Annotated in this window: 19 protein-coding genes; 10 read left to right on the top strand and 9 right to left on the bottom strand. The window is 43.4% G+C overall.

All coding sequences use genetic code 11. From position 1 onward, the window contains the following. Nucleotides 1-47 precede the first annotated feature (47 nt). From D469_RS0115670 to D469_RS20570, 3 genes are all read left to right on the top strand, one after another. Entirely contained in the window at nt 48-509 is a 462-nt protein-coding gene (locus D469_RS0115670) for a DUF2243 domain-containing protein (protein WP_018924342.1), read from the top strand. A 6-nt stretch (nt 510-515) separates the two neighbouring features. Continuing rightward, complete coding sequence (locus D469_RS0115675) at nt 516-968, top strand: hypothetical protein (protein WP_018924343.1); 453 nt, start codon at nt 516-518, stop codon at nt 966-968. Nucleotides 969-1,233: 265 nt separating this feature from the next. Next, on the top strand, nt 1,234-2,820 hold the full coding sequence (locus tag D469_RS20570; protein ID WP_018924344.1) for a BCCT family transporter: 1,587 nt from the start codon (nt 1,234-1,236) through the stop codon (nt 2,818-2,820). 406 nt (nt 2,821-3,226) lie between these two features. Here the strand turns inward: D469_RS20570 and D469_RS0115685 are convergent, their stop codons facing one another. After that, complete coding sequence (locus D469_RS0115685) at nt 3,227-3,880, bottom strand: class D sortase (protein ID WP_018924345.1); 654 nt, start codon at nt 3,878-3,880, stop codon at nt 3,227-3,229. 134 nt (nt 3,881-4,014) lie between these two features. Between D469_RS0115685 and D469_RS0115690 the strand changes: the two genes are divergently transcribed. The 3 genes from D469_RS0115690 to D469_RS20575 all read left to right on the top strand — a co-directional run bounded on the left by D469_RS0115690 (nt 4,015) and on the right by D469_RS20575 (nt 6,982). Then, nucleotides 4,015-4,200 (top strand): hypothetical protein, encoded by a 186-nt coding sequence (locus D469_RS0115690; RefSeq protein WP_018924346.1) that lies wholly within the window; start codon nt 4,015-4,017, stop codon nt 4,198-4,200. Nucleotides 4,201-4,411: 211 nt separating this feature from the next. After that, nucleotides 4,412-4,855, top strand: a complete 444-nt coding sequence (locus D469_RS0115700; protein ID WP_018924348.1) for a YndM family protein — start codon at nt 4,412-4,414, stop codon at nt 4,853-4,855. A 399-nt stretch (nt 4,856-5,254) separates the two neighbouring features. Beyond that, nucleotides 5,255-6,982, top strand: a complete 1,728-nt coding sequence (locus tag D469_RS20575) for an endo-1,4-beta-xylanase (RefSeq protein ID WP_018924349.1) — start codon at nt 5,255-5,257, stop codon at nt 6,980-6,982. Between the two features lie 105 nt (nt 6,983-7,087). Here D469_RS20575 and trpB read toward each other — a convergent pair whose 3' ends face one another. Then, nucleotides 7,088-8,257: a tryptophan synthase subunit beta gene (gene trpB, locus D469_RS0115710; protein ID WP_018924350.1), complete on the bottom strand. Its 1,170-nt coding sequence runs from the start codon at nt 8,255-8,257 to the stop codon at nt 7,088-7,090. 360 nt (nt 8,258-8,617) lie between these two features. Between trpB and D469_RS21770 the strand changes: the two genes are divergently transcribed. From D469_RS21770 to D469_RS0115730, 4 genes are all read left to right on the top strand, one after another. Then, nucleotides 8,618-9,448: an NlpC/P60 family protein gene (locus D469_RS21770; protein ID WP_018924351.1), complete on the top strand. Its 831-nt coding sequence runs from the start codon at nt 8,618-8,620 to the stop codon at nt 9,446-9,448. Between the two features lie 250 nt (nt 9,449-9,698). Further along, on the top strand, nt 9,699-10,595 hold the full coding sequence (locus D469_RS0115720; protein WP_018924352.1) for a WD40/YVTN/BNR-like repeat-containing protein: 897 nt from the start codon (nt 9,699-9,701) through the stop codon (nt 10,593-10,595). Nucleotides 10,596-10,712: 117 nt separating this feature from the next. Beyond that, entirely contained in the window at nt 10,713-11,399 is a 687-nt protein-coding gene (locus D469_RS0115725) for a response regulator transcription factor (RefSeq protein ID WP_018924353.1), read from the top strand. Further along, nucleotides 11,396-12,778, top strand: a complete 1,383-nt coding sequence (locus D469_RS0115730; protein WP_018924354.1) for a sensor histidine kinase — start codon at nt 11,396-11,398, stop codon at nt 12,776-12,778. Before D469_RS0115725 ends, D469_RS0115730 begins: the two co-directional genes overlap by 4 nt. 338 nt (nt 12,779-13,116) lie before the next feature. Here D469_RS0115730 and D469_RS0115735 read toward each other — a convergent pair whose 3' ends face one another. From D469_RS0115735 to D469_RS0115765, 7 genes are all read right to left on the bottom strand, one after another. After that, entirely contained in the window at nt 13,117-14,478 is a 1,362-nt protein-coding gene (locus tag D469_RS0115735; protein WP_018924355.1) for a hypothetical protein, read from the bottom strand. Nucleotides 14,479-14,710: 232 nt separating this feature from the next. Next, nucleotides 14,711-14,920, bottom strand: coding sequence for a copper chaperone CopZ (gene copZ, locus D469_RS0115740; protein WP_018924356.1), 210 nt, complete (start codon nt 14,918-14,920; stop codon nt 14,711-14,713). A 173-nt stretch (nt 14,921-15,093) separates the two neighbouring features. Next, a complete protein-coding gene (locus tag D469_RS0115745; protein WP_018924357.1) occupies nt 15,094-15,573 on the bottom strand; it encodes a DsrE/DsrF/DrsH-like family protein in 480 nt (159 codons plus the stop codon). A 22-nt stretch (nt 15,574-15,595) separates the two neighbouring features. Then, nucleotides 15,596-15,859: a metal-sensing transcriptional repressor gene (locus tag D469_RS0115750; protein ID WP_018924358.1), complete on the bottom strand. Its 264-nt coding sequence runs from the start codon at nt 15,857-15,859 to the stop codon at nt 15,596-15,598. 197 nt (nt 15,860-16,056) lie between these two features. Continuing rightward, nucleotides 16,057-16,284: a sulfurtransferase TusA family protein gene (locus D469_RS0115755; protein WP_018924359.1), complete on the bottom strand. Its 228-nt coding sequence runs from the start codon at nt 16,282-16,284 to the stop codon at nt 16,057-16,059. A gap of 49 nt (nt 16,285-16,333) precedes the next feature. Further along, complete coding sequence (locus D469_RS0115760) at nt 16,334-17,461, bottom strand: MBL fold metallo-hydrolase (protein ID WP_018924360.1); 1,128 nt, start codon at nt 17,459-17,461, stop codon at nt 16,334-16,336. Nucleotides 17,462-17,493: 32 nt separating this feature from the next. After that, complete coding sequence (locus D469_RS0115765; protein WP_018924361.1) at nt 17,494-18,060, bottom strand: sulfurtransferase TusA family protein; 567 nt, start codon at nt 18,058-18,060, stop codon at nt 17,494-17,496. Between the last annotated feature and the right edge of the window lie 141 nt (nt 18,061-18,201).

The following is an 18,201-nucleotide window of genomic DNA, read 5'->3' on the forward strand; positions in this document are numbered from 1 at the left end:
GGCAAAACTTATGAAGTTAGCAAATTACCACGTTGGGAGGGTGCTAGATGTCAAATGAACTTAAAAGAAAGTATCTAAACATAGGGAGCTTTTTGCTAGGCTTTGGCTTTTTAGGAGCTTTGGATGGGATTGTCTTTCACCAGCTCTTGCAATGGCACAGCGTAGTCATGCACTCAGACAGAAGCATTGAAATTTTGAGTGATGGCATTTTTCATTTTGCCGTAACCATTACCTTAATTTCCGGGGCTATAATTTTATGGCTTGGAGGGAAGCCGACCGATTTATCTAAAGGCATTCGCTATGTTGTAAGTGGCATTTTGATCGGTGGCGGAAGTTTTAACTTGATTGAAGGCATTATTAATCATCATATTTTGCAAGTACACCGCGTCCGCCCTGATGCTGATCATCCATTGTTATATGATTTAGGTTTTTTAGCAAGCGGCGCTATCTTGCTTGTAGTTGGCTTACTGTTAAGAAGAACGGTTCCAAAGCTAAACGGAAAGAGGTGACAGCTGGTGTATCGCTTAGTCAGCTTTATTGTACTTTTTACGTTTGTCGGTGGTTTATTATACCTTTACACGCTGAACAGTCATTTCGTCATGACAGTGGGGTCCGAGCATGAACACGAGGACACGAAAGAAGTAACTGCCTCCTCTTCAGTCCCTTCTCTTTCCGGTACTATCGAACAAGAGACAGAAGATGAATGGGTGATCGAAATTGATACGGAAAACTTCACGTTCACACGGGAAGAGTCAGCCGCTTCTTCAGAAGATGTATGGAAAGGCCACGCCCATGTTTATGTCAATGGTGAACAAGAAGGCCGCATATATGGAGACACCTATTATTTAGGGAAGTTTCACGAAGGAGAGCATGATGTAGAAATAACCTTATTCAGCCCGCAGCATAAACAATTAACGTATGAAGGGGAGCCCATTCGTATTGATAAACAGCTAAACATTCCTGAATGATTCTACTTGCTGGATAATCACTACACCTCCTACTTCTTACCCTCTTTTAAAAAAGGGGCTATGGATATCTTGAATTTTCCTTTCATTTTCCTTGTTAAAATCTATAATTTTGATATTAAAATTTTGCAGAGCGGGTATAACGAAGTAAGCAAGAGACAAAGGAAGTGGAGATGATAAGCAAGTGATGATCCATAGGTAAAATCAAACAGACCAATACACTCGTTTTAAACTTTGCAACTTAATCTTCGTAAAAGGGGACATCACCTTGACTAACAAAAAGAAAAAATACAGATTTATGAACAGTATATTTTGGGTTTCTTTCTCCCTTATCTTTTTGTTCGCTCTTTGGGGAGCGTTAGCCCCTGGTCTGCTCGAAGTTCAGGCGGAATATATTTATGATGCCATTGCTGGTACATTTGGCTGGTTTTATTTATTGTTTGTGCTGTTTTTAATTATTTTCAATTTCTACTTAGCGTTTAGCAGATACGGCCATATTCGCCTCGGTGGCGACGACGCCAAGCCGAAGTATTCGCTGTTCACATGGATTGCTATGCTGTTTAGCTGTGGCTTTGGTGTAAGTATTGTTTTCTGGGGCGTGGCAGAGCCGATGACTCATTTGGAAACTCCGCCTCCTTTTAACGGAAATGTGGAAGCTGGCACCCCTGAAGCGGCCAGAGAAGCGATGTGGAGTGCGTTTTTTAATAACGGTATTCACCAGTGGGCTTCATTTACCTTTGTGGGGCTTGCCATTTCTTACTTTATTTACAGACAGCAAGAACGCAGCCTGATTAGTGATACGATGAATTCAGTGATCGGGGACACGGGCAAAAAGCCATTGCGCAATATAGTGGATATCATCGCTGTACTCGCTACTGTGATGGGTGTCGCTACGACACTCGGCTTAAGTGTTTTACAAATTAATGGCGGTCTATCAAGTGTATTTAATGTTCCAACGGGTACAAGTACGCAGCTCTTAATTGTAGCCGCTATGTTTGTCTTCTTTTTAGTCTCTACTCTTTCTGGGCTGGACCGCGGAATAAAATACCTTAGTAATGTTAACTTGGGCTTGGCGCTCCTGCTGATGATCGTTGTATTAATTATTGGTCCTACTGGATTCATTTTAAACACGATTACAATGGGCATCGGCGACTACCTACAAAACTTTTTCCAGGCTAGCCTGCGTCTTGATCATTACACCGGCGGCACATGGGTACAAGACTGGCCTGTCTACTTCTGGGCCTGGACGATTGCCTGGTCACCATTTGTCGGCATGTTCGTAGCCCGTATATCCCGAGGGCGTACCGTACGCGAATTCGTACTTGGTGTTATGGTTGCCCCGCCTCTTCTCGGCCTTATCTGGATCGGTATTTTTGGCGGAACTGCTGTAAACTTAGACTTATTCCAAGATACAAGTATCGCCGAAGCAGTAGCAGTAGATGAGACGGTCGCAATCTTTGTCATGCTGGAAAACTTACCATTAGGTGCAATCTTATCTGTGCTAGTGATCGGCCTGCTCTTTACATTCTTGGTCACTTCCGCTGACTCAGCCACCTATGTGCTTGGTATGATGACTTCAAAAGGTGATACCAACCCGGCTGCCCTTTTAAAAGTCATTTGGGGAACGCTTATTGCAGGCCTGGCTGTTGTGTTGATCATCAGTGCTGGTTTGGAAGGATTGCAGACAGTTTCACTAATAGGGGCTCTGCCATTCTCGCTCGTCTTGTTTATCGCCTGTCTTTCCTTATTAAAATCAATACGGCAGGATTATAAAGAAACACGAAGAAAGAAAGAAGAAGAAAGACAACGACAAATCCAAGAAAAAATCGAAACTAACAATGATTTAAACGATTAAGATTCAACTTTCAGACCAGCTGTGATGATTTCGGTCATCCGGCTGGTTTTTTCTAAGGGTTGTCTAAGGTAAAGTGTGCGCTAACGGGCACTAAGGTCGTCCCCCCCAAATCGCCCTCTTTTGGTACTTTACGGACATCTGTTCCGCTAACCCGGTGCCCCCCTCATTTCCGGGCTTACAACTTAAATAACTGATCGTAGGTATGTAATTTTTTAAAAAAGCCGGAATTCTGCAAAGTAACGGAATACATGGCCGTAGCGATGCATGGCTATGCTTGTTATGAAGCCGCTAAACAACCTTGGTGCTCCAATAGCTCGCCGTAAAGCGCCTCCGTTCTTCGTCCATGCTGGCTCATCCACTCCATTAAAAATCCCTGCTTCATCCGCAGATAAGCAGGGCCTCTCTTTTATTGAACATCAGTTAATTCAGCTTCAATGATATAGCGTTCTGGTGCTGGGCCGACATAAGTGAATGGATAGCATGTTGTTAGCGTAAGGGTAGGGTCATCTTTTTTTGTGATGACGGAGCGATCATCAGCATCAGTAATCCATGTTTCGCGAATTTGATATTCGTACGTTTTCTCTTCATATTCAAGGTAAATCCGGTCTCCTTCTTCTAGCTCACCCATTTCGCTAAATACCGTATCACGGTGGCCTGAAAGAACAGTATGCACTAGGCCGTCCGGTGTAGTCGTATGATCACCTTCATGCAAGCCGACGCCTTGGTCAAGTGCTTCATCGTCTGTACCCCAGTAGATCGGATAAACTCTCTCTAGAGCAGGGATCGACATTTCTGCCATTTCTTCTCCCTTTTCATATTCATGCTCCATATCATAAGGATCTTCTCCTTCATTTTCCATTTCTGCTGTGCCTTTAGCATTTAATTCTTCAACATTTAAGGCTTCTTCTGTTTCAGTGTTCTCCCAGTTATCGCTTACAGATTGAGCGGCATCGGGGTCTTTAGAAGCGCCTGAACTTCCGGCTTCGATCCACTGATATCCGCTAACCCCCGCAAACGCGAGACCAACTACCATTACTACCATTCCTAGCTTAAATCGCAACGGTATGACCTCCTTCCATGAGTAAAATTCCCGGGAATGCAAACTTTAAAACTAAACGTTGTCATTAAAGGATAAAATGCAGAACCATCTAAGCGTAATGCGTAATCAAGACATTTCTACAAAGGGTGAGGCTTTTGCTAACCAATATACTCTGGGGAGCTGGTTTAGTCATTTTTCTCTGGCTGATGCACCTCGTAAACAATAAGCGGAAGCATAAACCAGCTTATAAACAAACCAATGAAAATAAGGAATTAGAAACAGAAGTGGCCAGGCAGCGTGAAAATTCCCGTAGAGGCTTTGGCGGAGGAGCTGGCATGTAATGAAGCCCTTGCTGAGTACAAACCATATCCTTTCAGCCCGAGCCGATCTCACACGCGAAACATCTGTACTATTTGTGACGAAATCAAACATTGGTATCTTTTACATGTTTTTTTTGCTGCTACAAGAACATGCTAATGAGAGACGAGGCTTTGCGTACGCTCGAGCAAAAGCAGAGCCTTTTCTACACTTGAAAACAAAGGAGTTTTCTGCATGAATCATTTCCTTTCATTACTTATAAAACTGGTGGCAATCTTTGGCGTTTTTCTGTTGGTATTAGGGTTAGGGTATGGTGTGAGCATGCAAAATATTGTACTTTTCACCCTCATCCTTGGAATTGGCGCTTACCTTATTGGTGACATGCTCATTTTGCCTCGTGCGGGCAATGGCATCGCTACTGCAGCAGATTTTGGCATTGCTTTTATTGGTCTTTCCCTTTTAAGTTACATGTTTACGAACGTACAAAATATATTTACGATGACTCTAATTGCCACAGTTATTATCACGATCTTTGAATATTTTTACCACATGTATCTTGAAGCACAAGAAGTCGAAGACCACTCCGAAGAAGATAGAGTGCGCAAGCACAATACTGAACTTCAAACAGAAACGTCTGATGAGCTCTCGCCTTATCCGAAAAATGAAAACAAAAAATAGTAATGTCTCGTAACAGTACCATGCTGAAGTCAGTCGTTGGCAAAACGGCTGATTTCATTTGTATATAGCGTGCTTTCTTTTTATTCTCTTTTTCAACATAAATCCGACCTCACATACCCTCCCCTTTTTCTTTCCAGTCACTTTCAGCAAGTCGAGCTAGAGATCTCCCTTGATGTTTGTTTAATGATTAACCTTTTATCCAACTTAATTATTGAAATAACATCGTACTTCTCATTGATATTTAGTCCTTTTGGCTTATTTAAAAAATACTTTGTTTGTTCACTGGATTAATTAACACTAGTATTCTATAATTGGGAATGTAAGCACTTACATTTGATCGAGGAGGTGTACTTGCTTCTATCTACCTCTATTACAATTAAAAAAAGGAGAGTTGCTTTCGTGAAGTTTCTTACGAAGTCAGTTATTTCTGGTTTAGCTTTGACTTTACTTCTCCCCGCAAGCACCGCTTTAGGAGAAGAGGGAGGAGAACCAGAACATGGTCTTGCTGTCGATCCTCTAAAAGACAGATATGCTGATTCTTTTCCAATCGGAGCTGCTGTGGAACCTTACCAGCTTGAGGGTATTCACGGGGAAATGTTAAAGCGCCATTACAACAGTATTGTTGCTGAAAATGTGATGAAGCCTGAATCTCTTCAACCAGAAGAAGGTGAATTCGACTTTGAAGATGCTGATAAAATTGTCGAATTTGCAAATGAACATGATATGGAGCTGCGTTTCCATACGCTGATTTGGCACAGTCAAGTGCCGGACTGGTTTTTTGAAGATGAAGATGGGGACCCAATGGTAGATGAAACGGACGCAGAGCAACAAGAAGAAAATAAAGAGCTGTTGTTAGAGCGCTTAGAAACCCACATTGAAACCATAATTGAGCGTTATAAAGATGATGTCGATGCGTGGGACGTAGTTAATGAAGTGATCGCAGATGAAGCAGAAAACGACCGAGGATTACGTGAATCCCCATGGTATCAGATTACTGGCGATGAGTATATTCGCACCGCTTTTGAAACCGCGAGAAATGCAGCCGGCGAAGATGCTATGCTGTATATCAATGACTATAACACCGAAATCACACCAAAAAGAACATACTTATATGAGCTTGTTGAAGAATTATTGGAAGATGGTGTACCAATAGATGGCATTGGCCACCAGGCCCACATTCAGCTTGATTGGCCTACTATTGAGGAAACCATTGAAACGTTCGACATGTTTGCTGATCTTGGTCTAGACCAACAAATCACCGAACTAGATGTTAGTGTATACGGATACCCACCAAGCGGTCAGTGGGAATCTTTCGAAGAAATTCCAAGTAGTGTGCTTGAAGAACAGGCCGAGCGCTACGATGAATTGTTTGAATTATATGAAGATAGAGATAATGACATAAGCAGTGTTACCTTCTGGGGTATCGCTGATGATCATACGTGGCTGGATGATCGTACAGAAAATGAAGATGGAAAGGATGCACCCTTCGTCTTTGACCCGGATTTTAACGTGAAGCCAGCTTATTGGGCTTTCATGAATGAGGACCGAAGTGATTCAGAACCAGATGAAATCACCTTCTCTGATGTGGAAGACGCGTTCTGGGCGAGCTCTGCCATTTACCGTCTGGCGGAAGCAGGAGTAATTGAAGGTTATGAGGACGGCACCTTTGGCCCAAGTGATGCCACTCCACGCTCTGAGTTCACGGCTATGCTCGCACGTAGTTTGGACTTGGGAGAAAAAGAATATGACAACTCCTTTTCAGATGTTGAAAATGATGAATGGTTTAGCGAATACCTCGTACCTGCGTTAGAAGCAGGGGTGATTGCAGGCTATGATGATGGGACCTTCAAGGCCGAGGAAAATATTACTCGTGAGCAAGCTGCTGCCATGTTATCCCGCTCACTTGACATATCAGAGTTTGATGAAGGTGCATTGGATGAAAATCAATCCCTTGACTCTTTCACAGACGCTGATGAAATATCGGCCTGGGCATATGAAGATGTAGAACGTCTTATTCAAGCAGGCATCATTTCAGGTTATCCTGATGGCACCTTTGCTCCTGCTGAATCCATCACCCGAGCTGAAATTGCTTCAATGAAAGATGACTTTCTACAATTTGTTGAATAAGCTTCTCTTCCCCCTTTTTAATAAATTAGGCATTTTCCCGTTAAGGTGCCTCCATAAAAAAGAAGTGCCGCAGAGTTCCCCCCCCTCTGTCGGCACTTCTTTTTATTACGTTTCACTAGTAAACATTTCAAATACTTGCTGGACGTCTTTATCTCCGCGGCCTGAAATGTTTACAATCAGAGCTGCCTCATTATTATACTCCGGTGCGACTTTCTTCGCCATAGCTACGGCATGCGCACTCTCCAAAGCCGGAATGATGCCTTCTTTTCTAGATAAAAGTTGAAAAGCCTCCATCACTTCGTCTTTGGTAACAGTGTGGTATTCAGCGCGGCCGCTCGTTTTCAAATGACTGTGTTCAGGCCCGATACCTGGATAATCCAGGCCTGCTGCCATCGAATAGGTCGGCGCAGGATTGCCATCTTCATCTTGGAGTACGAGACACCTGAAGCCGTGAATCTCTGCCGGTGTTCCTTTTGACAGTGTCGCTGCCTCTTCAGGCTCGACACCGATTAATCGGACTGACGATTCTCCAAGATAATGAGCAAAAGCTCCTATGGCGTTGCTCCCTCCCCCTGTCACCGCAATGACAGCGTCTGGGAGCTTTCCTTCTTTTTCAACCATTTGCCGCTTCGATTCTTCACTGCTGACCGCCTGGAAATGTTTCACCATCGTCGGGAACGGATGCGGCCCTACGGCAGAGCCTAGCAGATAAAAGGTGGTCTCATAATTATCGACTAAATCCTGAAGAGCAACATCGACGGCATCTTTTAAGCGGCCCTGCCCTTGGTCTACCGATACAACTTTTGCGCCCAAAAGCTCCATCCGAAACACGTTAAGCGCCTGCCGTTCCATATCAAGCTTGCCCATGTAAATAATGCATTCCATCCCAAACATTGCACAAGCAGTAGCTGTTGCCACTCCATGCTGACCTGCACCGGTTTCCGCAATAATTCGGTGTGCTCCCATCTTTTTTGCTAGCAGCGCCTGACCGATCACATTATTAATTTTATGAGCACCTGTATGGTTTAGGTCTTCACGCTTCAGATAGATTTTCGCTCCACCGTAAGCCTCGGTTAAATGCTTCGCAAAAGTGAGCGGATTTTCACGTCCAACAAACTCTTGCAAACATTCCTTGTATTCACGGTTAAAATCCGGATCATCTTTATATTTTTCGAATTGAGTTGCAAGCCGGTCCAGAACCTCTTGCAGCTGAGGCGGTACAAAACTCCCACCAAACTCTCCAAAATATCCCTGTTTTTCTGTCACTTCCTTCATTCTCTTCACTCTCCTCAACTAATCTCAAACTCTACTCATCCCTGCTCTTTCGCAGGATTACTAAATATCTTACCCAAACTCCTTACTCTACGTCAATTCCATCAGACTGCAAGCCAGCTAGAAATATTCAACAGTTTCCCAGATTTATTTAAACATTTTGAAATTAAACACCAAACAAATAGTTATTACCCCACTTTTATACATTTTAAACCGTAATGTTACAAAAATGATCGAATTTAAAAAGATATTGTAATATTCCTGTGATATATTTCATTAACTTTCCTGCTAAACTTGTCTTTGGAATTGGGGAAATCATTCAACACCATGAATTTACAAAAATTTTGGGAGGAAACATAGATTATGAAAAAATTTGGACTAGCAATCGCGTCCGTTTTAATATTAAGTCTAGCAGCCTTTGATACTGAAGCTGAAGCAGCAAATACTAGTGATCAAGTTATTCAAGCAGGTGAGCAACAATTAGGAACCCCTTATCAGTGGGGCGGCACTTCACCTAGCGGATTTGACTGTTCTGGATTCACACGACACGCATTTTCTGCTGCCGGCATTGATTTGCCACGCACGGCAGCTGAACAATATCAAGTAGGAACTTCCGTTTCACGTTCCGATTTACAACCAGGAGATCTCGTATTCTTTAATACGAGTGGAAGTGGCGTCTCACACAATGGCATTTACATTGGTGGCAATCAATTCATCCACTCTTCTTCTTCACAAGGCGTCTCTATTGCAAGCATGAGCAACACGTACTGGCAGCCACGTTATATTGGTGCGAAACGCGTCATTGAAGAACAAGAAGAATCAAGTGTTCTTGGTGAAAGCGGAGGCGAGCCGGTAGAAGTAGTCGTAAATGGCGAAGCTCTTCAGCTCGACCAAGATGCTATCATTAACGATGGACGCACTGTTATTCCAATGCGCGCTATCTTCGAAGAATTAGGCGCCACTGTTGATTGGAATGGAGCAGATAAAAGCATCACCGGAACAAGCGGAGATACAACGGTATCCTTGACGATTGGCGAAAACACTGCCCAGGCAAACGGTTCTTCGGTCACGTTGGACGAGCCTGCTCAAGTAGTTAACGAGCGCACAATGGTTCCACTTCGCTTTATCGGCGAAACCCTTGGAGCTACCGTAGAATGGCAGTCAGATACTCGTACAGTTGTCATTACACAATAAAATGCTTCACTTCGAGACCGTGCCTTTGATTGGCACGGTCCTTTGTTTTTGAATTGAGCTTTTTTGAATGGCTCTGGTGAACGACATTGTGGATGTATACTGCGCTTTCTCCACTGGCACAAGTGCAGCATCGGATCCTTTACTAAATCGTTCTCCATATAATTGATAAAAAAGAGAGAGTTCCTTCATTTTTTCTTCAAAAATTTTAGGTAAAATGGATATGCATGATAAAAAATAGGAGGGAAGTTTAATGCCACGCTGGAGCATTTCATTGACATACATTACATTACTGGGCTTTATCACCGGCTGTGGAGAGCCTTCAGCTGAAGAAGAGGTTGATGAAGTCCATCACATGCATGACATTGCCTTTCACGATTCAGGAGACGGCGACCCTTATATCGGCACTCATTTCGGCCTTCTACATGTTAACCTTGCTGATGAAGAATTGAAATGGAGAGGTTCAGATGAGGATAGACATGATTATATGGGTTTTACCATTCTAGAGGATGGCACCTTTATTAGCAGTGGACATCCCGCCGGCAATTCCGATTTGGAGAACCCTTTAGGAGTCATGAGAAGTGAGGAGGAAGGAGATACTTGGGATGTTGACATTCTTTATCCTGAGGTAGACTTTCATAATATCGTGACTCAACCTGCTGATTCTTCTATAATTTATGGATTTGACGCTTATAATGGTGACCTTCACCGCTCAGAAGATGCCGGCTACGAATGGGAAGTCATGAATGAAGATGAATTCAATGGGGAAGATTTGTTTGAACTGCTTGTAGACCATGATGATGAAAATACTCTTGCTGCTTCCTCGCAAAATGGAGTGTATCAATCCACTGACGGCGGGGAATCTTGGAAGCTAATGCAGCAAGATATCGGCATACTAAGCGCTGCCCCTTATGAAGGCGGCCATCTCGTTTACGGAGTCGGGGAAAATGTTGGCTGGTTATTTACTGATGACTTAGGCGATACTTTTGAACCGCTGGACATGAGCCTTCCGGATGAACCTATTATTACATTTGATGTGCATGATGGCATGATAGCAGCAGGCGGCGCAGAAGATTCTTTTTATATTTCTTTTGACAACGGTGAGTCTTGGGAAACATGGATCGATGAAGGGGAACCGGCCACTTCGTGACTGTTCTGCTATTCACTTCACATGATATTAGCGTTAAGGCGAACCGCGACCAAGATTGCGGTTCGCCTTTGTACATCACTGTCTTCATCCATTTTCTGATTAAAGGAGGACGTGACATTGGCCCGATTATTAATAGTAGATGATGAAAAACAAATGATTGATTTGCTGCACGTTATTTTTAAATCTACTTCCCACCAGCTTTACGATGCAACCAATGGAACAGCAGCTTTTAATATAATAGAAGAAACTGAAATTGATCTTATTCTCTTAGATATTATGATGCCAAAGATCAACGGTCTGAATGTGTTAAAAACATTACGGGCAAACAACTACGACGAAGCGGTTATTTTAGTATCTGCATTAGGTGAAACTGAACAAATTGTCCAGGGACTGCAGTCAGGTGCCGATGATTATATTACTAAACCTTTCGAGCCAAGTGAATTATTAGCTCGAACGGAAGCAGTACTGCGCCGGAAAGGCAAGATTAAAAAAAGTACAAACACACGCATTGGCGAATTAGAAATTGATCGGGAACGACGCCAAGTTAAAGCCGGCCCCCATATTTTAAAATTAACGAATAAAGAATACCTTCTTCTTGATACAATGATTTCGCAGCAAGGAGGCGTCTTTACAAGAGACCAGCTGCTTGATCAGATCTGGTCGCCAGGTGAAGAACGCACCGACCGAAGCGTGGATGCTCATATTAAAAACATCAGGGAGAAGTTCCGTCAGGCCGAGCTTGAAGAGAATTACATTGAAACGGTGTGGGGCGTGGGCTATCGCGTAAAGGAAGACGATGAATGAAACTCTCGGTTAAAATGGCTTTCATTGTCTTTAGTGCCATGCTGCTTTTAATTGTCACTATGTGCCTTTTATTTTATGAAGTGTCACAGTCTTTCTATAAAAATCAACTCCAGGAAGGGGTAGAACAAAGGCTCACTGCTCATCGAGAGATCATAGAGCAATACTTCTATGAAGAAACTCTCCAGCATGTCATCGTGATGGAAGAACATGAAAATGACGCTCAATTTGTATTTTTCGATGAAAATTTAGCAGGATGGGAAGCGACAGATGAAGTCACTGAAAAAGAAGTGGCAGAATACAGGCAATGGATTGATAGTCAAACGAATTCCGAAGACGGGGCTAGCGCGCTAAGCCGGACGACTCACCACGGCATTCCCCATGTATATGCGTATGAGCCTCTTATTATTGAAAACGAAATTGTAGGCTATCTATTTGTCGATGAAGCGACGCCGGAATTTGACGAAACGAGGCAACATTTATTGTGGATTATGCTCAGCATGTTTGGAGGGAGCACTCTGTTAGCAGGAGTATTTGCCTGGTTTATGAAACATTATATAGGCCGGCCCTTGCTGCGCTTAAAACATACGACCGAACGCGTAGCAGATGGAGATTTCGATGTGAAATTAAGGGCAGCTTCCCGTGATGAGGTAGGCGAACTGAGCCGAAGCATCGGTTTAATGGTAGAGCAATTGCGCTCTTACCGGGATTCCAGAAGGTCGTTTTTAGCCAATGTTTCGCATGATCTGCGAACCCCGCTTACTTATGTCAAAGCTTATTCTTCTCTCATCTCTCAATCTCCCGACGATGCGGCAGCGCATGCAAAAGTGATTAACAGTGAAGCCACTAGAATGGAACGTCTCGTCGATGACTTATTCCAATTGACCAAACTAGATGAAGGCCATTTCACGTTTGCCTTTGAACGGGTAGAGGTCGCAAGCATCGTAAAAGAAGCCATCGACACAATAAAACCATATGCCCGCCAGCATGACGTCTTTTTCAATTTTGAAGAACCGGCAGTGAAACTATTTATTAACGCCGATCACGCCCGCTTGCACCAGGCCCTGTTAAATGTACTCACCAATGCAGTTAAACACACCACTAATACTGTTCAGGTAACCGTTGCTAAAACAGAAGCTGAGGTTGAAATCTGCATTCAAGATGAAGGCCCTGGATTAACACCAGAAGAAGCCGAAAAAGTATGGGAACGTTTTTACCGAACCGATGAAGCCAGATCGACAAAGGACGGAGGCAGCGGTCTCGGCCTTGCAATTACAAAAGAATTTATTGAAGCGCACGGTGGGCGGGTAGAAGCCAGAAACCTCCCAGAAACCGGAGCCAGCTTCCATTTGTACCTTCCTTTGTTGGACGTTGTTGAGTGAGAAAGGAGCTGGTATAAATACTTCGGATGCCACATCGGCTAAAGAAGCTCGAGGAATGAGCACGCAAGAAGCGGAATGCTGGGAGAATTCGTAGGCATTAATGCTACGGTGAAAACCACATGTATGGTGATGACCCAGTAAAGGACATCTGTACCGTTATTTCAGCAAAAAGCATGTATTTTCCCCATTTAGGAGGGGCTTAGCGGAACACATGTCCGTTAAACTTTGACTCCCCCTGGATTTTGAGCAAATAACGGAATGAGTGTCCGTTAACCACTCACTATAAAAGGATAACCTCAGCCACCCATGGCGGCTGAGGCTTTGGTATTTTCCCTTTCCTAATGATCGGCGTGAGCATCTCCTTCAATGGCATCAATCTCTAATAAGTCATCGAGAACACCTTGAGACTCGTATGAAATGATAGTTTCAGTGCCTAAAATGTAGCCATGATTATACGGGCCTTCCATCGGCGCTTCTTCAAAAGCGGGCTTCAATTCAGCTAAATACTCGGCGTGCTGCTCTCCTACTTCATCTTCTAGCCAAATCAGTGGCGCATGCTTGCCAAGGTGTGCCAACGGAGCTCCAGCAAGCGCCAGTTCCGGCTGGTCCGGCGCAGCAAACACTAAGCCGTGACCTGGTTGATCAATCCCCCAGCCAAAATGTTCATCCTGGAATTTTGCAAAAGCAATTGACTGCTCTACAGGATTTTCTCCAGTAATTTCTTCAACTGAACCAAACTCTTCTAAGTCGGTTAATATTTCATCAGAGATGGCATCTTCTCCATTTAGCAAATAAATATTCGCATCACCCTCGCGTGCTTCTAAGCTTTCAGCAGTAGCATTTGGAATCGAATCATCGACGTAAAGAAGAGACTCGTCCATGTGAGAGATCCAGCTTCCTGCCGGCATAGAGTATGCTTGATATTCATCTTCCATAGAACCGATGATCACATTGTCAGGCAAATTTCCTGTGGTTTCAGCATATAACTCTTCTACATCTCTGGCAAAAGCGGCGGGGTCCGTTTCCGGAATTTCCTCAATTGTGTAATTGCCAAGCTGGTCTTGGTCTTCTTCACTCAATTCTCCTGCTACCATAATCTCTATCCCATATTCATTTCCGGTCGGTGCCAAACGGTCAATCTCGGCAGCCAACTCTTCAGATAAGCCATCTTCCATTAATAAAAGCGGCCCATCATTAGGGTGATGAACGAGGGTAAGAGCTGCTAAGGCATGCTGCCATTCATCTGCTTCCGCCAGGATAACAGTACCGGGTTGATTGTCTTCATGTGTTGCCGGCCAGATGGTTTGTGATGCCATAAGGGAAAACGTCTGGGGATCTTCTTCATCTAATCGAGTAATGTTTTTTGTATTGGTGGTGAGCAAACCTTCCCTTGCCCCTTCATTATAAGAATCTGGAAGTTCAGCAGCTTCTTCTTCAAAAGCCTCTCTATCTTCCTCTGAAGCTCCATGGCCTTCGTGTTCCCCATGGTCCTCATGGTCTCCGTGCTCAGAATGATCCATTTCTTCATCACCCATATGCTCGTCATCATTCATTTCTCCATGTTCCATCTCACTGTGGTCCATCTCTTCTTCATTCATATCCTCTTCATCCATTGGCATATCAGAGTCATCATTACAAGCAGCCAAAATCAAAAATGTGCTTATAACACTTAAAGCAGCCAATCGTGTGTACTTTTTCACAGCAATATCTCCTTTCAAACATGGCAATGACCTTATTCGGTACCTTGCCAATATTTTTGTTGTGATTTCTTTCACCTCCCATTCTAATCCGCAAATTCGAAGAAAGAATGAAGAAAGTGTAAAAAACATTAAGCACATCAAACCTCCCTTAATCGATAATCACTGAGATCACACAAAAAAACCCGCTCTATCTCATATAGAACGGGCTCATGACTTATAAAAACATAGAGTTTTAAAAAACTACATCATATCCTTGTTCCTCTATCGTTTCTATAATTTTGTCTCGTGTCACTTGCTTATCCTCATACTCAACGTCGACCATGCCTTGATCTAGATTAACCTTAACTTGGTCAATACCTTGAAGTTTACCTACACTTCCTTCAACTGCCGAAACACAATGGCTGCACGACATTCCTTTAACTTGAATTGTTTCTTTTGCCATCTGTTCTCTCCTCCCTCTTAAGAATGGCCTTCAATATTCTCCATTCCATTATAGAGTACCCCTGTACGGTATATCAAATTAAACAAATATAAAATTATTATTTTTCAGTTACACTTGTACACCCTTTCTGTAGCTTACAAACTTCATATGCTCTTGGGCGTATGGGTTACGTTTTAAATAAACAAATTCGTGTTCGCTTCATCTGCTTCGGCTAAATACGAAGCGACCCCTGCATACTCTAAACCATCAATTAACTCCTCTTGCTGTAAGCCCATTACGTCCATAGACATCGTACAGGCCACCATTTTTACATCCAGGTCCTGAGCCATTTCAATCAGTTCCTCAAGTGAGGAGACATTTTTTTCTTTCATCATTCTTTTCATTACCTTTGGTCCCATGCCCGCCATATTCATATTTGAAAGCCCCAGTTTTTTAGGGCCACGCGGCATCATTCGTGCAAACATCTTTTCCATAAATGATTTTTTTGCATGAATCACTTCTTCCTTCCGCAGAACATTCAACCCCCAAAATGTGAAAAACATTGTCACTTGTTTTCCCATTGCTGCTGCTCCCGTTGCAATTATAAAACTGGCCATAGCTTTATCTAAATCACCGTCAAACACAATCATGGTTAGACGTTCGTTTTTATCCATTGCTTCCCTCTCCTTTACGAATTTATCTACTTTTAACAAGCATTTGAATCGCTTCTTCTATCGTTTCTTTAGTATCTTCCTCCCCTTGGACTTGTTCTCGCACACACTGTTCAAGGTTTGTTGCTACTAGCATTGCTGTGGCCCGGTCTAATGCTGAGCGTGCTGCTGAGAGCTGCATTATTACCTCTTTGCACTCTTTTTCCTCTTCCATCATTTTCAGTACGCCCCGCAGCTGGCCCTCTGCCCGTTTGAGACGTTGCTTTAAAGGTTCTTCATACGTCCCCATTGTTCTCCCTCTTTTCATATGGTTCCAATAATGGCTACCACTATATTTTTAATACCGCCCACGGTATTTCACAATCATGTCCATCCCTAGAAATCATAATTGCCTCTTAACTAACCTCTCGTTTCTTTTACGTGAGGGCTAAAAATAGGAGTACCACGGCGGGTACCCCTGGTATTTTACAAGCTTCACTTCCATGTTTACTTCTTTTTAATCCAAAACTTTAGAATGTCGCCCTCTTTTTCTTGGTGAAGGAGCTCATGGCCTGATGTTTTCGCCCACGCAGCCATGTCTGATTCAGCGCCGCTGTCTGTAGCATGAATCTCTAAAATGTCTCCTGTTGAGAGGGTATCCATTTCCTTTTTAGTTTTAACTACGGGCATTGGACAGGCGAGCCCTTTTGCATCTAGTACTTTTTGGCTTTCCATGTTTAAAACGCTCCTTTATAGTCGGTTATTATCGTACAAGCAAGGTTGTTTAAGATATGGAACAACGGTTTGGGCCTATTTCCATTTCAGTTTGTTCTTCACCATCTGGCGTCCGTTTCCCCATATTCGTTTCGCGAATTTCCTGATAGGCGTTTGGCTGCGGCGGCAAGTTTTCAGTTACCACGCGCCGGAATTCATGTTCATCTTCAATGTTCAAGCCGTGATTCTCTTCATATAAATCGCCAAGCTGGGCAACGACCCGTCCCGTTTCATCAAGTTCGTGCAGTTTTGAGAAGTGGGCCGGCAGTACTTTCAAGTTTTGGTCCAATTCTTTGTAGCGACTATATAAGGTAGTCCGCAAGTCACCTACCCAATCTTCAGCCAAGCCAGCTAGGTCCGGGCGTCCAATCGAATCGAGGAACAAAATGTCACCAGTAAATAAATACTCTTCATTGACAATGAGCGAAGTACTCCCGATGGTATGCCCGGGGCTGTAAAAGACCCGAATGTTCACTTGGTCTTCACCGAATGTCACCACCCTGCCATCTTCTAATGGTGTATAAGAAAACTGCACGTCTTCAGCGTCTTTTGGTGGCAAATAATACGTACCGCCGTATTTTTCAGCAAGTTTACGTCCGCCGGAAATATGATCAGCGTGCAAATGCGTATCAATTAAGTGTAAAACGTTAACGCCAATTTCTTCGGCAAATGCCTCGTATTGGTCAGTTAAGCGAAGAGGGTCGATGAGTGCTCCTTCTGTCCCTGATCTTATAATATAAGACAAGCAGCCTTTGCCAAGACGAACAAATTGGTAGACTTCCCCACCCCCATCAAGGTCTCCGATTTTCACCGGTTCGAGGTGTTCACTCCACGATTTCATGCCACCTTCAAGGTAAAAAATCTCGCGCTGCATCTTTTCAGCAAGTTGTTCGGCTACAAACTTTGCTGAGCCTTCTTTTGCACAAACGACTACGAGTTCTCTATTTGCCGGCAAGTGTGTAATTACATCCTCTACTCCGTCTAACATTTCAAAATAAGGCTTGTTCATACTTTCTACTGAGCGCCCTTCAATCTTCCAGTCGTTATAATCCTCTGTATTACGAACATCCAAGATAAATAGCTCCTCTTGGTTCATAACTTTTTGGGCAATTTCCTTTGCCTGCATAGCTTGAATCATCTTGTTCTTCCTCCTTTAATTGTTCTAGTTGGTTACTTTGTTTCCGTTGGTCCATCCCATTCGCTCATGCCAGGTACAACGTTCGCTAGTTTAGTGAATCCCGCTTCTTTTAACTGATGTGCTGCCAAATTGCTTCGATTGCCTGTGCGACAGACGACATAAATCTCTTGTTCTTTATCTAATTCATCCATTCGCTCATTTAATTCCCCAAGTGGAATAGAGTGAGCACCTGGCACATGGCCAAAGGCATATTCGGCAGGCTCTCTTACGTCTAGTACCGTTACGTTTTCGTGGTTTATAAATTCTTCTAGTTCTTCATTTGAACTCTCCTGTTCAAAAGCTTCCACTTCTGAAACCTCCTCTGGGTTTGACTTGCGAAGGTAGTGTATCAACACCTCACCTTCCTCTTGTGTTCCTAAATACTGGTGGCCGGTAGTCTGGGCCCAACCTTTCATATCAGCAAGCGAACCGCGGTCTGTTGCCCGAATTTCGAGTACTTCTCCAGGCGACAACTCATCGATCATCTTCTTGGTTTTCACAATCGGCATCGGGCAAACTAGCCCTTCAGCATCAATTGTGTAATTTGTAGCAATTTTCATAATGATCCCCCTTTTACCCCTAGGGGTATATTACAGGTTAAATTTTTTTGTTACTGCGATTATAAACTTACTATACCCCCTGAGGTATGTCAAGCGCCGGGAATAGAATATTAACGTTTAATCCCTAAGATACGGCCAGCG

It is taken from the genome of Salsuginibacillus kocurii DSM 18087 (assembly GCF_000377705.1).
Taxonomy (GTDB): domain Bacteria; phylum Bacillota; class Bacilli; order Bacillales; family Marinococcaceae; genus Salsuginibacillus; species Salsuginibacillus kocurii.

Coding starts and splice junctions, on each gene's coding strand:
- copZ (WP_018924356.1), bottom strand. CDS start 14,920: ATGGCAAAAGAAACAATTCAAGTTAAAGGAATGTCGTGCAGCCATTGT.
- D469_RS0115720 (WP_018924352.1), top strand. CDS start 9,699: ATGCCACGCTGGAGCATTTCATTGACATACATTACATTACTGGGCTTT.
- D469_RS0115760 (WP_018924360.1), bottom strand. CDS start 17,461: ATGATTCAAGCTATGCAGGCAAAGGAAATTGCCCAAAAAGTTATGAAC.
- D469_RS0115670 (WP_018924342.1), top strand. CDS start 48: ATGTCAAATGAACTTAAAAGAAAGTATCTAAACATAGGGAGCTTTTTG.
- D469_RS0115750 (WP_018924358.1), bottom strand. CDS start 15,859: ATGGGGACGTATGAAGAACCTTTAAAGCAACGTCTCAAACGGGCAGAG.
- D469_RS0115755 (WP_018924359.1), bottom strand. CDS start 16,284: ATGGAAAGCCAAAAAGTACTAGATGCAAAAGGGCTCGCCTGTCCAATG.
- D469_RS21770 (WP_018924351.1), top strand. CDS start 8,618: ATGAAAAAATTTGGACTAGCAATCGCGTCCGTTTTAATATTAAGTCTA.
- D469_RS0115765 (WP_018924361.1), bottom strand. CDS start 18,060: ATGAAAATTGCTACAAATTACACAATTGATGCTGAAGGGCTAGTTTGC.
- D469_RS0115700 (WP_018924348.1), top strand. CDS start 4,412: ATGAATCATTTCCTTTCATTACTTATAAAACTGGTGGCAATCTTTGGC.
- D469_RS0115745 (WP_018924357.1), bottom strand. CDS start 15,573: ATGGATAAAAACGAACGTCTAACCATGATTGTGTTTGACGGTGATTTA.
- trpB (WP_018924350.1), bottom strand. CDS start 8,257: ATGAAGGAAGTGACAGAAAAACAGGGATATTTTGGAGAGTTTGGTGGG.
- D469_RS0115730 (WP_018924354.1), top strand. CDS start 11,396: ATGAAACTCTCGGTTAAAATGGCTTTCATTGTCTTTAGTGCCATGCTG.